The sequence below is a fragment of the Burkholderia sp. PvR073 genome (genome assembly GCF_054055695.1).
Genome location: NZ_JBSRXO010000012.1, coordinates 46933 through 62155 on the forward strand (window position 1 = coordinate 46933; position 15223 = coordinate 62155).

At 66.1% G+C, this 15223-nt stretch carries 11 protein-coding genes; 5 read left to right on the forward strand and 6 right to left on the reverse strand.

The window, feature by feature from the left end:
• The first annotated feature begins 5 nt into the window (after positions 1–5).
• Positions 6–578: a DUF1415 domain-containing protein gene (locus tag ACVK00_RS28155; protein ID WP_284888502.1), complete on the forward strand. Its 573-nt coding sequence runs from the start codon at positions 6–8 to the stop codon at positions 576–578.
• Positions 579–642: 64 nt separating this feature from the next.
• Here the strand turns inward: ACVK00_RS28155 and ACVK00_RS28160 are convergent, their stop codons facing one another.
• From ACVK00_RS28160 to ACVK00_RS28175, 4 genes are all read right to left on the reverse strand, one after another.
• A complete protein-coding gene (locus ACVK00_RS28160; RefSeq protein WP_284888501.1) occupies positions 643–1533 on the reverse strand; it encodes a class I SAM-dependent methyltransferase in 891 nt (296 codons plus the stop codon).
• An 89-nt stretch (positions 1534–1622) separates the two neighbouring features.
• Positions 1623–2756: a class I SAM-dependent methyltransferase gene (locus ACVK00_RS28165; RefSeq protein WP_284888500.1), complete on the reverse strand. Its 1134-nt coding sequence runs from the start codon at positions 2754–2756 to the stop codon at positions 1623–1625.
• A 139-nt stretch (positions 2757–2895) separates the two neighbouring features.
• The gene (locus tag ACVK00_RS28170; RefSeq protein WP_228906657.1) at positions 2896–3228 is read right to left on the reverse strand and encodes a YegP family protein; all 333 of its coding nucleotides are present in this window, start codon (positions 3226–3228) and stop codon (positions 2896–2898) included.
• 149 nt (positions 3229–3377) lie between these two features.
• Positions 3378–3872: an LEA type 2 family protein gene (locus ACVK00_RS28175; protein WP_228906656.1), complete on the reverse strand. Its 495-nt coding sequence runs from the start codon at positions 3870–3872 to the stop codon at positions 3378–3380.
• Between the two features lie 650 nt (positions 3873–4522).
• On the opposite strand from ACVK00_RS28175, the gene ACVK00_RS28180 reads away from it, so the two are divergent.
• Positions 4523–6691 carry a M1 family metallopeptidase gene (locus tag ACVK00_RS28180; protein ID WP_284888499.1) on the forward strand — a complete coding sequence of 723 codons (2169 nt, stop codon included), beginning with the start codon at positions 4523–4525 and terminating at the stop codon, positions 6689–6691.
• A gap of 129 nt (positions 6692–6820) precedes the next feature.
• Here ACVK00_RS28180 and ACVK00_RS28185 read toward each other — a convergent pair whose 3' ends face one another.
• Positions 6821–7849, reverse strand: a complete 1029-nt coding sequence (locus tag ACVK00_RS28185) for a transporter (RefSeq protein WP_166722076.1) — start codon at positions 7847–7849, stop codon at positions 6821–6823.
• A 212-nt stretch (positions 7850–8061) separates the two neighbouring features.
• Positions 8062–9024, reverse strand: a complete 963-nt coding sequence (locus ACVK00_RS28190) for a phage tail protein (RefSeq protein WP_284888498.1) — start codon at positions 9022–9024, stop codon at positions 8062–8064.
• Between the two features lie 121 nt (positions 9025–9145).
• Here ACVK00_RS28190 and ACVK00_RS28195 point away from each other — a divergent pair, with 121 nt between their 5' ends.
• The 3 genes from ACVK00_RS28195 to tagF all read left to right on the forward strand — a co-directional run bounded on the left by ACVK00_RS28195 (position 9146) and on the right by tagF (position 15220).
• Positions 9146–9991 carry a M15 family metallopeptidase gene (locus tag ACVK00_RS28195; protein ID WP_006755762.1) on the forward strand — a complete coding sequence of 282 codons (846 nt, stop codon included), beginning with the start codon at positions 9146–9148 and terminating at the stop codon, positions 9989–9991.
• A gap of 301 nt (positions 9992–10292) precedes the next feature.
• Positions 10293–14234, forward strand: a complete 3942-nt coding sequence (gene tssM / locus ACVK00_RS28200) for a type VI secretion system membrane subunit TssM (RefSeq protein ID WP_284888497.1) — start codon at positions 10293–10295, stop codon at positions 14232–14234.
• Complete coding sequence (tagF, locus tag ACVK00_RS28205) at positions 14231–15220, forward strand: type VI secretion system-associated protein TagF (RefSeq protein ID WP_006755789.1); 990 nt, start codon at positions 14231–14233, stop codon at positions 15218–15220. Before tssM ends, tagF begins: the two co-directional genes overlap by 4 nt.
• Positions 15221–15223: the final 3 nt, after the last annotated feature.

Below are 15223 nucleotides of genomic sequence, written 5' to 3' on the forward strand. Positions count from 1 at the left end.
TCGCCATGACCGATACCCGCCCCGACTCGCACGACGCCATCCTCGCCGCCACGCGGCACTGGCTCGCGCGCGCGGTGATCGGGCTCAATCTGTGCCCGTTCGCGAAGAGCGTCTATGTGAAGGAACAGGTGCGCTATGCGATCAGCGAAGCGACGACGCTCGAGGACGCACTCGCCGACCTCGAAACCGAGCTGCGCGCGCTCGAGGCGGCGGATCCGCAGCAGGTCGACACGACGCTCGTGATCTATCCGCGCGCGTTCGCGGATTTCGTCGACTACAACGATGCGCTGTTTTTCGCCGACCGGCTCGTGCGGCAGTTGCGGCTCGACGGCGTGCTGCAGATCGCGAGCTTCCATCCGGAGTACCGGTTCGAAGGCAGCGAAGCCGACGACATCGAGAACTACACGAACCGCGCGCCGTATCCGATCCTGCACCTGCTGCGCGAGGACAGCATCGCGCGCGCGGTCGACGCGTTTCCGGACGCGTCCGCGATCTACGAGAAAAACCAGGAAACGCTGCGCCGCCTCGGCCACGACGGCTGGCGTGAATGGATGCGCCGGCCGGGCGACGACGTCTGACGGGTCGCGCGACGGCCGGCCATCGCACGGCCGACGGGCCGCGCGTCAGTCGGCTCAGTCGGCCTCAGTCCGCAGCCGGCTCGACGGCCTCGTCGTCCGCCGCCGCGGGCGCCGGCACGAAGAAGCGCTCGTTCAGTTCGGCGAGCCCGAACATGCCGAGGATCTCGTTCAGCCGCTCGCCGGGCTTGCGGCGCGGCAGGTTCTTGTACTGCGCGATGATCAGCTCGTTCTTCATCGAATGCTCCCAGCCGACCAGCTCGGTCACGCTAACCTGGTAGCCGTGCGCCTCGAGCTGCAGACAGCGCAGCACGTTGGTGATCTGGCTGCCGAATTCGCGCGTATGCAGCGGATGCCGCCACACTTCCGTCAGCGCATTCGCGAGCGACTTGCCCTTGTTCCTGCGCAGCACGCCCGCGACCTCCGCCTGGCAGCACGGCACCAGCACGATGTGCTGCGCGCGCTTCGCGAGCGCGAAACGGATCGCGTCGTCGGTCGCCGTGTCGCACGCATGCAGCGCGGTCACGACATCGACCGTTTCGGGCAGCTTCGGCGACGTGATCGAGTCGGCGACCGACAGGTTCAGGAACGACATCCCGCCGAACCCGAGTCGCGCGGCGAGTTCGGCGGAACGCGTGACGAGCTCTTCGCGCGTCTCGATGCCGTACACGTGCGACGCGAACGCCGGCGTGCCGTGCCCCGGCTGCTGCTTGAAGAACAGGTCGTACAGGATGAAGCCGAGATACGACTTGCCGGCGCCGTGATCGACGAGCGTGACGGCGCCCTTGTCGGCCTGCACGCTCGCGAGCAGCGGATCGATGAACTGGAACAGGTGATAGACCTGCTTCAGCTTGCGGCGGCTGTCCTGGTTCAGCTTGCCGTCGCGGGTCAGGATGTGCAGTTCCTTCAACAGCTCGACGGACTGCTCCGGACGGATTTCGTAGGTCTTGTTCGACATCGTGAAGCGGCGCCGGGCCATGGTCGGGTGACCACGGCCCGGCGGCGTGAATTCGTGAGGAATGGCGACAGTTTACCGAAAATGCGCGATCAGGCCCGCGCGCCGAGCCGCCAGAGCGACGTGAGTTCGGCGCGGCGTGCCGCGTGCAGCGGATCGTCCGCGTCGGTCGACTTCGGATGCGCGGGGCGGATGTCTTCGCGGCCGAGCACGACGAGACCGGCTTCATCGATCCATTGCAGCAGCGTGTCGCGCGGCCGCAGGCCGAGATGCTCGGCGAAATCGGACAGGATCAGCCAGCCTTCGCCGCCCGGCTCGAGATGGTCGGCGAGCCCGGCGAGGAAACCGCGCAGCATGCGGCTGTCGGGATCGTAGACCGCGTATTCGATCGGCGCGCTCGGGCGGGCCGGCACCCACGGCGGGTTGCACACGACGAGCGGCGCGCGGCCGGCCGGAAACAGGTCGGCTTCGACGACCTCGACGCGATCGGCGTGGCCGAGCCGCGCGATGTTCTCTCGGGCACACGCGAGCGCACGCGGATCCTGGTCGGTCGCGACGATGCGCTCGACGCCGCGCGACGCGAGCACGGCCGCGAGCACGCCGGTGCCGGTGCCGATGTCGAATGCGAGCGACGTCACCGGCAGCGGCGCACGCGCGACGAGTTCGACGTACTCGCCGCGCACCGGCGAAAACACGCCGTAATGCGGATGGATCGGCGCACCGCCGAGTGCCGGAATCGGCACCCCCTTCTTGCGCCATTCGTGCGCACCGACGAGACCGAGCAGTTCGCGCAACGACACGACCGACGGCGCGTCGCCCGGCCCGTACGCTTCCTCGCACGCGGCGCGCACGTCGGGCGCGCGGCGCAGCGGGATCGTGTAGTCGGCATCGAGCGGGATCAGCAGCATTCCGAGCGTGCGGGCGCGCTGCGATTGCGCGAGCCGGTGCAGGTTGAATGCGTCGGCGCCGACCGCGGCCTTCGCCTTCTTCGGCTTGCGTTCGACGCGGCGGGCCATCGCCTGCACGAGCTGGCGCGCATTCTGGAAGTCGCCCTGCCAGACGAGCGCGGTGCCCTCGCACGCGAGGCGGTACGCGGCATCGGCGGTGAAGCGGTCGTCGGCGGGCACGGCGCGCTTCGGCGGCTGCACGCCGGCTTCGGAGCGCCAGCGCACGGCATGTTCGGCGCCGTCGGCGTCGGTCCAGTGGAAAACGGGGAAATCGGTCACGCGAGCTCGGCTACGGTTGGCTTCAGACAGGCGGCGAGAATTCACCGCGCGGACGACACCATACCGCGCTTTGTCCAGCCCCGCAAAAACCGCGGCCGCGGCGCCCGCCCGAAGGCGTTTGCCGCGGCACGATCGTCAATCAGGCGAGATCGACAGTCTCTGCGGCGGGCGCGTCGCGCTTGACGGCGGCAATCCCGTTGTCACGGCCTTGTGTGCTCTTGTACGTTTCACTCGTACCGATAACCTGGTGGTTTGCGGCCTTCAGGTTGAACATGTACTCGCCGTTGTGCGCGATCTTCCGCTCATAACGTTCGTCCAGCGGCGCATTCTCGCGTACGGAAGCGATGCCGGTTCGCGCGCCACCCTTCTCCTCATACCGCTCGCTCGCCAGAATGATCTCGCCATTCGCCGACTTCAGATGGAAGAAGTACTGACCGTTCGTCGCCTTTTTGATCTCGAACTTTGCAGCCATGTGGTTACTCTCCTAAAAGAACGTCCGACCCTCGGACATTGACCAGTGTAGGAGCAGTAACCACCACAATCTAACTTCCGCCAAGCAAACTGTTGAAGACTGTTAATTCGTCAACTTTTCGTGACATTTGGCCGACGTTACCGTCACACCTACCCACCCCATCCCGGCGTCGTCGGCATGCGCAACGTGCCCGCGTCGCGGAAATGCACGCTGCCCAGCACACCGCCCGCGAGCCGCCCGCGCAGCGCGTAGGGCAGCTCGCCGCTGGCCGCCGCGCCGGGCAGGTTCCACGCCTGCCGTGCGGCGGCGAACGCCGACACCGAAACGGGCACGTCGATCACCGCCTCGCCGAAACGCGGCACGACGCCCGAGCGATCGCTGACGCCGCTCGCGAACGGCGTGCCGTTCAGGTCGAGCGCGACCGAAATGCCGTCGTATTCGATCGGCGCGTCATTCGGGTTCTGCACGCGCAGCTTCAGGCTGAAGCGCATCTCGAGGCCCTGCCCGACCAGCGGGTCGAGCCCCGCGACCGATACGCTCACGGGCTCGCGCGTGAAGCCCGCGCAACCGCCAAGCATGACGGCGGCGGCGAACAGCAGCAGCACGGCGCGCAGCGGCGCGATAAGGAACAGGGCTCGTGGCATGGGCTGGCCTCCTTGCGGCAATCAATCTCAATCGACAGGTGGTCGATGCATTGTACCGAGCACGCCGCGCCACACGCCGGTTCGTAGTTTTCGCGTATCTCCGAGATCGTTAATAGATTAAAACTACGGAAAGCAGTAGCTAAACGGAAAGTGAATTAATGCCTTCCAGCATTCAATGGCACACGAAAAATTCAATCGAGTCACTTTCTAATTTTTTCGTTTCCTTTACCCAAAACCATCAAGTATATTTACGCATCCTTCGAGCAGGCCGACAAACCTTGATGCCGCATGACGGCGATTTTACGGAACGGCGACACGCCGTCCTTCCGTCCTGCGGTCTGGTACGGCCAGCCCCGTGGGTCGTCGGTTCAAAGGGAATGCACGCCCGTGCAGGGCGGGCGGCCGCGTGTCGTGCGCGCGAAATCAATTCAGTACAACACGCGCACGGCCATTTTGAACCGGCAAGTTAACCGACATCCGGAAACACAGAGGGGGCAGTAAACGATGATTACCTTCACGTAGTCGGCCGACCGTCTTTTCGAATAATCCGTCATTGGCTTTTCTCATCGCCGCTGATTAACGGCGAGGGATTGTCTTTGCCGGCGTTTTCGCAGCACTGAACGATTCTTTCAACAATCGAGGTTTCAGTCATGTCGATCAATATTCACAAGATGCGTTATCTACCGCTGGTCGCCGCACTCGCACTCGCCGGTTGCGGCGGCGACGACGGCGGCGTGGGCTCGGCTTCCGCACTCAGCTCGGCCGGCGCGCCGCACTCGGGCTCGTCGCCCGCCGCCAACACGCCGCCGAGCGCGTCCAACGTCGACAAGAGCGCGTCGCCTGTCGAGCTGCCGGACACCGTGGTACCGGTCAACTACCGGCTGTGGTTCCGCCCGAACGACGCGCTGAACGCGTTCGACGGGCGCGCCGACGTCGAAATCAAGGTGCTGAAGCCGGTCAACAACATCGTGATCGCCGGCCACCGGATCAAGTTCACGAACGGCCGCATCACGCTGCAGCCGGGCAACATCCAGCTGATCGCGACGCCGCAGGACAAGGGCGACTTCTACCAGCTGCGCCCCGCGGCCGGCACGATCGCGCCGGGCAACTATTCGCTGCACATGGAGTGGTCGGGCATCATCAACTTCAAGTCGTACGACGATCCGGCCACGCAGACGGGCGGCAGTTGCGGCGACGATCCGTATCCCGGCTGCTCGGCCGCGGAAGGCGTGTTCCGCGTCGACCTGAAGGGCACCGACGGCAAGACGAGCGGCGCGATCCTCACGCAGGGCGAAACCAACCTGTCGCGCCAGTGGTTCCCGGGCTGGGACGAGCCGGCGTTCCGTCCGACCTATGAAGTGACGGCCGAAGTGCCGCAAAGCTGGCGCGTCGTGTCGAATGCGGCCGAGAAGCCGTCGACCAACGTCGGCGGCGGCTACAAGCTCGTGCAATTCGAGAAGACCCCGCCGATGCCGTCGTACCTGCTGTTCTTCGGCGGCGGCATGTTCGACACCTACGAGGACGATTTCTCGAGCCCGCTGCCGGGCGGCAAGGGCGGCCTGCACCTGCGCGTGTTCACGCCGCCGGGCATGAGCGACTGGGCGAAGCCCGCGATGGACCGCACCAAGCAGGCGCTCGACTACTACTACCGCTACACGGGCATCCCGCTGCCGCTGACGAAGTTCGACACGGTCGCCGCGAACGACGCGTTCAAGGAGCAGAAGGACCTGAACTTCGGCGGGATGGAGAACTGGGGGTCGATCCTCGAGTTCGCCGACGACATCCTGCCGCAGCCGGGCCAGCCGATGTCGCGTTACGGTAACGAGGTGCTGACGCACGAAGTCGCGCACCAGTGGTTCGGCGATCTCGTCACGACCGACTGGTGGGACAACGTCTGGCTCAACGAGTCGTTCGCGACGTTCTTCGAGACGAAGACGACGATCCAGTTCTTCCCCGACGAGTTCAGCTGGCTCGACCAGGTGAAGAACAAGTACCGCGTGATCAATCGCGACATCGGCCCGAACGCGTTCCCGGTCGCGCCGAACTTCAACGACTGGGCGTCGAACGACTTCGTGCTGAGCGCGAGCGCGTTCACGTACGACAAGGGCGGCCACGTGCTGAAGACGCTCGAGAACTATCTCGGCGAGCAGACGTTGCGCCAGGGCCTGCAGCAGTATCTGGTCGACTACTCGTTCGGCAACGGCACGCCGAAGCGCCTGTGGGATGCGCTGTCGAAGGCGAGCGGCCAGTCGGTCGGCCCGATCGGCGACAGCTACGTGCGCCAGACGGGCGTGCCGCTGATCTCGCTCGACACGCAGTGCGACATGACGAAGAACCAGACGATCGTCACGCTCAAACAGCAGCCGTTCCCGAACAAGAACGCGTATCCGGGCCTGCAGTGGACGGTACCGCTCACGATCGCGTACGGCCAGGGTCTCGCGAAACACACGACGATCGCGCTGAAGGATACGCAGGCGCAGACGCGGATCGACGGCTGCACGGGCGTGGTCGCGGATCCGAGCGGTCTCGACTACTACGTCGTGAACTACAGCGACGCCGCGTGGAGCGGCTTGCTCACGCAGGTCAACAGCTCGACCGATCCGGTGCTGCTCGCGAACCTGAAGAGCGAGGCCGCACTGCTCGTCGCGAACAACCTCGCGCCGGCTTCGCGTTCGACGTCGATCGGCTCGGTCGCTTCGCCGGCCGCGATGAAGCTGCGCCAGACGCCGAGCTTCGGCGGCATCGCGCCGACGGCGAAGGAACGTCCGTCGCTGCGCTATCAGGGCATGTTCAAGCCGCGCAAGACGCTGGTTCAGTAACGTTGTCCGGCCGGCCGGTGCCGCGCGGTTCGCGGCGCCGGCCGGCGTTCAAGTCCTCACGTCCTTCGGCAGGCCTCGCATGCGGGGCCTGTTTTTTTGTCGGGTCCGCTCGCGCCGCACCTGCAAGGGCTAGCGATCGTCGCGCCGGCGAAACGCCCACCACGCGGCAAGCGCGGTAAAGCCCGCGACGAGCAGCACCATCAGCCAGAAGCCGTGCTTGTTCTCGGAGAACGGCACGCCGCCGACGTTCATCCCGAAGAAGCCCGCGACGATGTTAATCGGCAGCGCGATCACGGTCACGAGCGTCAGCGTGAACAGCGTCCGGTTGTTCTGCTCGTCGAGCCGCGAGCCGATCTCTTCCTGCAACAGCTTGATCCGCTCGTTGAGTCCCGACAGATCGGCGAGTACGAGCGAGAACTCCTCGGTCGACTCGCGCAGCTCCTGCACGTCTTCGGGATGCAGCCACGCGGGCGGTTTCGCGAGCAGCCGGAAGATCGAGCCGGGCTCGGGCGCCAGCATCCGCTGCAGGCGCGTCAAGGTGCGGCGCATCGCGCCGAGTTCGACGCGATTCGACGTGAGCCGTTGCGACAGGAAGCGATCCTCGATGCGATCGACGTCGACGCTCGTACGCCGCATGATCTGGATCAGCAGGTCGGCCTGGTCGTGCAGCAGGTGCACGAGCAGTTCGACCGGCGACCGGAACCGCTCGCCGTCGCGCACGCCTGCGCGCAGCGTGTCGACCGAGCGCAGCGGCTTGAGCCGCGCGGTGACCATGATGCGCCGCTCGACGTGGACGAACAGCGTGGCGATTTCCGACGGCGTCAGCTCGAGGTTGAACATCACGTCGTTGACGATCGCACGCAATGCGCCGTCCTCCTGCTCGATGCGCGTCGAGCGCGACCCTTCGTGCAGGAATTCGAAGAAGCTGTCGGGCAACCCGAGGTGGGTGCGCATCCAGCGCTCGCTCGCGCCGTGCGCGAGATTGAAGTGCAGCCAGACGAAATCGTCCGATGCGGTCGCATCGCGCTCGCGGCACGTGCGCAGCCATGCAGCGGCCGCTTCGGCGTCGAGCATCACGCCCGATCCGCCCGGGACGAAGCGGAATCCGCACACCATGCCGGACGTATCGGCGCCGTAAGTCTGTACGATCAGGTCCATCGTGTCGAAGGTCGTGCGGCGCGCGCCGCGCCGCGCATCGCGCATCGCGGCGCCACGCCGGGAAATGAAACGAAACGTATGCCCGACGAATGTGACACTTTCGCGACACTGTCACATACGCCTGTCCGGGCCTCATCAGCCTATCCCAAAAAGCAACGCGCCGCCCATTGGGCGGCGCATGTGCGATGAGCGGACCGGCGCGAAGCCTTGGATTACTGCCGCGGCTCCGACTGCGCGGCGGTCGGGCAGGCCGGATCCTTGCCCCAGTGGCCGTCGCAGACGCGCCAGCGGCACAGCTGATCCTCGAAGAAGCCGCGCTCCGAGCAATCCTTCACGCGCGATGCGAGCGAACCGCCCGTCGTGGCAGCGGTCTTGGTCGGCACTGCCTGCCCCTTCTGGGCGGCGGCCTTCTTGTCGGCCGGCTTCGTGCGTGCGACGAGCGCGGCGAGCAGATCCGCATCCGGGTCGTCCTTCCCCGACGCCTTCGCGCTCGCGGTACGAGTCGTCGCTTCGCGACGCTTCTTCGCCTGCGCGAGTTCCGCCTGCTGTTCCTTGTGATGCTTGCGGGCTTCTGCCTTCGTTTCGGCCTTCGCATCGGCCTTGCTGCGTGCGGCGACCTTGTCGCCCTTCGCGGTGTCGGCCTTCGCCGTTTTCGTCGCCGCTGCGGCGGCGGCCGTCGCGGCGGCGGCGCCTGCCGTGGCTGCGCCCGACGCATCGTCGGCACCGTTCGCGAGCGCGCGCGACAAGCGGCTGCTGTCCGCGCCTGACGCGGACGATGCGGACGCAACGGTCTGGGATGCGGCATCGTCGTTGACGATCGTCGCGGGTTGCGCGGCGGGCGCGGCTGACGCTGCATTCTGCGCGACCTGCACGGCGGCACCGCTGGCCGCCTCGGCCTTCACCGGTGCCGGCACGGACGCGGCGGCCACGATAGCCTGCTCGCCCGATTGCTGCTGCAAGCGCCAGGCGCCCCAGCCGCCGACGGCGACCACGAGCGCGACAACGGCCGCGATCGGCCCCTTCAGCGAACGGCGCGGCGCTTCGGCTGGCGGCGTGACACGTCCTTCCAGATTCGCGAGAATGCGCGATTGCTGAGGTCCGCCCCCGCCTGCCGGTTTGGTATCGGACAGCAGGCTGGGCGGGGTTTTCGAATTTGAATTTTCCGGCGCACTCATTCAGCGTCTCATTGAATCCTGGTTTAATTCACCGCGATAATATAGCCCGGCCTCTCAAAGCAGCCTGATTCTAAGAGCAAGCATTGCAAAACACAATCAATTCCAATTTCCGGGGATTTCCTTGATTGCCGTCGCACTCGTCGCCTATTTCGCCCTTGCCGTCGCGGTTGCGGCCCTGTTGCTTTTACCGGGTATCAGGGCGACCGTTTTCGAATCCGTCGCCCAGTTTCACGGCCGCATGACGCGCCGCGCGAACGATCGCGCCGCACGCACGCGCAGTCAAATTGTTAAATCGGCAACCGTGACGCGCGGCGCATTAAGTGGCGTGCAAAATTTACTGGTTCGGCGGCGCTTGATGATTATGGTGTCGGCAGGTATTCTTGCGACGCCGCCATTGGTGGCCATTGCGTTACGCGGTCGGCAATTATTTCAGTACGACGACACGGCGCGCGTGCCCGACGAGAAGATCGCCGCGCTGTTGCAGGGCGAACAACTCGTGCCGCCGCCGCCGTTGCCGCCGGAAGTCTTTGCCACGAAGGAAGTCGAACAGGTGCGGCCGGCGCTGAAGGATGCGAGCCGCGACTGGAACCTGCTGGATCCCGATTTCCGTACGCGTTTGCTGCTGGTCTACAAGATCATGCACGAACAATATGGTTACGAGATGGCGCTGCTGGAAGGTTATCGGAGTCCGGAACGGCAGAACCGGCTCGCGCAGATGGGCACCAACGTGACCAATGCGGCGGCCTTCCAGAGTTATCACCAGTTCGGGCTGGCGGCGGACAACGCGTTCCTGCGCGACGGCAAGCTGGTCATTTCCGAGAAAGATCCCTGGGCGATGCGCGGCTACCAGTTGTACGGGCAGGTTGCCGAGCAGGTCGGCCTGACCTGGGGAGGCCGTTGGAAGATGATGGATCTCGGGCACGTGGAATACCATAAACCCGGTTTTAAACTGGGACGCGGCAGCTAGTCACGGCTGCCGAACAAGAAATAATGAGGGCGGCATGGGGCTTTTTAATCACCCGGCAGGAAACGATTTGGGCGGCGCAATCGATCGGGCATTCCGTTGCGCGATTTTTTCAGGCCGCCGCATCCGTTTTAATTCTCACAGCGTCCTTTCATTATTGCGCGCGCCTTCTCCGATGCCGCGGGCGCATTGATGCCAGCCCTCTTCATCCCGTTTGACAGCATGGCGACACATCGCAGCGCCACCCTTGCCGCTCGGCGCGCCTGCGTCGCCTCACTGAATCGCACCGGAACCTGAACGTCCTATGCAACGCATCCTCAACGTGCTGACTCATCCGCGTACGCTCTCGATTGTCGGGATCGTCGCGCTAGCGGCGATTCTCTTCATCGTCGCCGACATGTTGCAGCTGCCGCTCCTGTGGGCGGCGGTCGCCTTCGCGGCGATCCTCGTGCTGTGGCTCGGCGTCGCGTTGTGGCGCCGCTGGCGCGTGAAGCGCGCGAACCAGCAGTTGGGCCAGGTGCTGGAGGAGCAGGCGGAAACCGGCAAGATCGCCGCACCGGCCGCGGCCGCGCTCGCGCCCGACTCGAAGACCGCCGACCTCGACGTGCTGCGCACGCGCCTGTCCGACGCGGTGAAGACGATCAAGACGTCGAAGATCGGCCAGGTGTCGGGCGGCTCCGCCCTGTACGAACTGCCGTGGTACATCGTGATCGGCAACCCGGCCGCGGGCAAGAGCAGCGCCGTGCTGAACTCCGGCCTGCAGTTTCCGTTCGCGGACAAGAACAGCGCCGTGATCCACGGCATCGGCGGCACGCGCAACTGCGACTGGTTCTTCACGACCGAAGGGATCCTGCTAGACACGGCCGGCCGCTACTCGGTGCACGAGGAAGACCGCAGCGAATGGCTCGGCTTCCTCGGCCTGCTCAAGCGCTACCGTCCGAAGGCGCCGATCAACGGCATCATCGTCACCGCGAGCATCGCCGAGCTCACCGGCAACCGCCCCGAATTTGCGATCAACCTCGCGAAAAACCTCCGTCAGCGCGTTCAGGAGCTGACGGAAAAGCTCGAGGTGTTCGCGCCGGTCTACGTGATGTTCACGAAGGCCGACCTGATCACCGGCTTCACCGAATTCTTCAGCAGCAGCGACAAGCACGAGTACGACCGCGTGTGGGGCGCCACCCTGCCCTACGAGCCGGACGAGAAGCGTGACGTCGTCGCGCTGTTCGACGAGCGCTTCGAGGAACTGTACGAAGGGCTGAAGGAAATCAGCGTCGCGCAGCTGTCGCTGTCGCGCGGCAACCAGCTGTCGCCGGGCCAGTTGAGCTTCCCGCTCGAATTCTCGACGATCAAGCCGTCGCTGCGCGCGTTCCTCGCGACGCTGTTCGAGAACAACCCGTTCCAGTACAAGCCGATCTTCCGCGGCTTCTACTTCACCAGCGCGCTGCAGGAAGGCGAAACCAACAGCGCCGCCGCGCAGCGCATCGCGCACCGCTTCGGCCTCGACGCGAGCGCGCTGCCGAAGCCGCACAGCGCGTTCTCGAAGAACGGCTTCTTCCTGCGCGACCTGTTCTCCAAGGTGATCTTCGCGGACCGCCAGACCGTGCGCCAGTTCGCGAGCCCGACCAAGACCCGGCTGCGCTACGCGACCTTCTTCGGCTTCGTCGCGGCCCTCGCGCTCGCACTCGGCGGCTGGACCTGGTCGACGATCGGCAACCAGCAGCTCGTCGCGAACGTGCAGGCCGATCTCGACAACGTCACGCGCCTTCAGCAGGGCCGCAATGACCTGCAGTCGCGCCTGCAGGCGATGGACATCCTGGAAGACCGGATCGAACAGCTCGAGCAGTTCCGCCGCGACAAGCCGGTGTCGGTATCGCTCGGCCTGTACCAGGGCGACCGTCTCGAGCAGCACCTGCTGACCGAGTACTACAACGGCGTGCGCCAGATCCTGCTCGTGCCGGTCTCGCAGAACCTGGCGTCGTTCATGAAGGACGTGAACGCGCACCCCGAACAGCTTGTGCCGATGACGCGCCCGCCCGAATCGGGTGCCGTGCAGGGCGGCGCGCTGCCGGTCTCGACGAACCCGCCGGGCGCCGCACCGCTGGCCGGCGCCGCGCAAGGCGCATCCGCCGCGACCGCCGCCGCGCCGCAACAGCCGGCTGCTCCGCAGGGCGGGCTGTACAGCGACGCGTCGCCGACCAACGTGCAGGACGCGTACAACGCGCTGAAGACCTACCTGATGCTGTCCGACAAGCGTCACGTCGAACAGGCGCACCTGACCGACCAGCTCGCCCGCTTCTGGCGCGGCTGGCTCGAGACGAATCGCGGCAACATGCCGCGCGACGAGATGATCAAGAGCGCCGAGCGCATGATCTCGTTCTATCTGTCGCGCGTGACCGACGACGACTGGCCGATGATCGACGCGAACCTCGCGCTCGTCGACCAGACCCGCGAGAACCTGCGCCGCGTCGTGCGCGGCATGCCGGCCCGCCAGCGCGTCTATGAGGAAATCAAGGCTCGCGCATCGACCCGCTTCGCACCGATGACCATCGCGCGCATCGTCGGCGACGGCAACCAGGGGCTGGTCGCCGGCAGCTACGCGATTCCGGGCACGTTCACGCGTGAAGCATGGTTCGACTACGTGCAGCCGGCGATCCGCGACGCGGCGACCAAGGAGCTGCAGGCGAAGGACTGGGTGCTGAACACGTCGACGCAGGACGACCTGACGCTGGAAGGCAGCCCCGAGCAGATCCAGAAGACGCTCGTCGGGATGTACAAGACCGAGTACGCGCAGCACTGGCAGAAGTTCATGCAGGGCATCGCGGTGCAGGGCTTCAGCAGCTTCGGCCAGGCCGTCGACGGGATGAACCGCCTCGGCGATCCGCAGGATTCGCCGATCCGCAAGATCCTCGAGACCGCGTACGACCAGACGTCGTGGGACAACCCGTCGCTCGCGAACGTGACGATCAAGAAGGCGCAGACGGGTGTCGTGAACTGGGTCAAGCAACTGTTCACGCGCTCGCAGGCCGGCCAGATGGCGGCCGCGAACATCGACATCAACGGCAATCCGGCCGAGGTGCCGATGGGTCCGATCGGCCAGGAGTTCATCGGGCTCGCGCGGATCGTCGCGACGCACGACGGCACGTCGATGCTCAAGGGCTACATGGACTCGCTGTCGAAGGTGCGCACGCGCTTCAACGTGATCAAGAACCAGGGCGACCCCGGCCCCGGCGCGCGCCAGCTGATGCAGCAGACGCTCGACGGCAACGGCTCGGAACTCGCCGATTCGCTGAAGTTCGTCGACGAGCAGATGCTGACCGGCCTCACCGATTCGCAACGCAAGTCGCTGCGTCCGCTGCTGGTGCGCCCGCTGATGCAGGCGTTCTCGGTGGTGATCCAGCCGGCCAGCGCCGAAGTCAACAAGGTGTGGAACGCGCAGGTCTACCAGCCGTTCCAGAGCTCGCTCGCGACGAAGTACCCGTTCGCCGCGAATGCGAAGGTCGAGGCCGGCGCAGGCGAAATCGCGCAGGTGTTCGGTCCGGACGGTGCGATCGCCAAGTTCGTCGGCACGACGCTGGGCCCGCTCGCGGTGCGCCGCGGCGACACGCTCGCGGCCCGCACGTGGGGTGACATGGGCATCGGCCTCACGCCTGACTTCACGAACGGCTTCGCGCGCTGGGTCGCCCCGCTCGCCGGCGGCGCCGCAGGCGGCGCGGCCGCGGCGGCCGAACCGCAGACCGTGTTCCAGATCCTGCCGCAGCCGAGCACAGGCACGACGGAATACACGATCGCGATCGACGGCCAGCAACTGCGCTACCGCAATACGCCGCCGCAGTGGACCAATTTCGTGTGGCCGAACCCGCAGGGTTCGCCGGGCGCGACGCTGTCCGCGACGACCTTCGACGGCCGCACGGTGCAGCTCGTCAACGAGCCGGGCCGCTACGGTCTCGAGAAGCTGATCAACTCCGCGCAGCGCAAGCGCCGTCCGGACGGCACCTTCGACCTCACGTGGGTCCAGGGCAGCGTGAACGTATCGGTGACGATGCGCATCATCAGCACGTCGCAGCCGACGAGCGGCGGCGGCGACCAGCCGCAGCAGCAAAGCCTGCGCGGCCTGCAGCTGCCGTCGTCGGTCGCCGACGCGAGCGCGGGCGCAGCACAGAACGCGACGCAGGCCGGCACGGGCGTGCCGGCCGCGGCACCGGCCGTCACGGCCGCCACCGCAACGAATGCACAGGGGGCGCAATGACGCAAACCGTTCAGGCGCAGATCGCCTACTTCGGCAAGATTCCGTCGCGCGGCGACTTCGTGAAGAGCCCGCACAATCCGCAGTTGCTGCAGACGCTCGATCGCTGGATCGCGCAGGCGCTCGAACTGCTCGCGGAAGATCCGCGCTGGAAGATCGTCTACGAGGATGCGAAGCCGATGCATTTCGCGTTCCTCGGCTCGCGCAGCAAGCTCGCGATCGCGGGCCACATGGTCGCGAGCCACGACGTGTCGATGCGCCGCTTCCCGTTCCTCGGCGCGACCGCGCTGGAAGTCGACCGGCCGCTCGCGTTCCTCGCGCGCAGCCCGCTCGCGTTCGCGCGGCTGTGGTCGCGCGTCGCCGCGCAGATCCCGCCGCTGCTGGCCAAGGAGGAGCCGCCCGGCGCGCTGCAGGCGCTCGGCGACACCCAGGTGCCGATCGACGTCGGCGGCCCCGGCACGTCGCATGACGGCACCTTCAACGACTTCATCGAACACCAGTCGCTGTACGGCCTGCAGCAGATGCTGCTCGAAAGCGGCCATCCGGTCCGGCTGCGCGGCGCGATGCTCGCGCTCGGCTCGCTCTTGCGGCCCGTGATGCAGAGCGGTTCGTCGCACATCGAGCGCGGCCTCACGCTGCCGCTGCCGGTCGATCCGTTCTATCGCAGCCTCGTCGCCGCGTTCTGGCTCGAACTGATCGCTCCGTTTGTCGCGCAGGCCGACTTCGAGCTCGCGATCTTCATCGGCTCGATCGCCGAGCGCGAGCGGTTGATCATCGGCTTCAACGGCGCGTCATCGAAGACGCTGCTGAGCGTCGTCGACCCGCAGACTTACGCCGCCCACAACATCGACATCGACGATCCCGAGTGGATCGACGCCCATGCGCAAAACGATCACCAGATCAGCAAGCTCGTCAGCTACCTCGACCAACCGCAACTCTCGCTGCGCGTCGCCATCGACGCATTCCGCGAAGCGTTCATCGGAGGCTGACCG

Bases quoted from the DNA above. Each gene is read 5' to 3' on its own strand.
- ACVK00_RS28170 (WP_228906657.1), bottom strand. From the start codon at position 3,228: ATGGCTGCAAAGTTCGAGATCAAAAAGGCGACGAACGGTCAGTACTTC.
- ACVK00_RS28175 (WP_228906656.1), bottom strand. From the start codon at position 3,872: ATGCCACGAGCCCTGTTCCTTATCGCGCCGCTGCGCGCCGTGCTGCTG.
- ACVK00_RS28155 (WP_284888502.1), top strand. From the start codon at position 6: ATGACCGATACCCGCCCCGACTCGCACGACGCCATCCTCGCCGCCACG.
- ACVK00_RS28185 (WP_166722076.1), bottom strand. From the start codon at position 7,849: ATGGACCTGATCGTACAGACTTACGGCGCCGATACGTCCGGCATGGTG.
- ACVK00_RS28160 (WP_284888501.1), bottom strand. From the start codon at position 1,533: ATGTCGAACAAGACCTACGAAATCCGTCCGGAGCAGTCCGTCGAGCTG.
- tagF (WP_006755789.1), top strand. From the start codon at position 14,231: ATGACGCAAACCGTTCAGGCGCAGATCGCCTACTTCGGCAAGATTCCG.
- ACVK00_RS28190 (WP_284888498.1), bottom strand. From the start codon at position 9,024: ATGAGTGCGCCGGAAAATTCAAATTCGAAAACCCCGCCCAGCCTGCTG.
- tssM (WP_284888497.1), top strand. From the start codon at position 10,293: ATGCAACGCATCCTCAACGTGCTGACTCATCCGCGTACGCTCTCGATT.
- ACVK00_RS28180 (WP_284888499.1), top strand. From the start codon at position 4,523: ATGTCGATCAATATTCACAAGATGCGTTATCTACCGCTGGTCGCCGCA.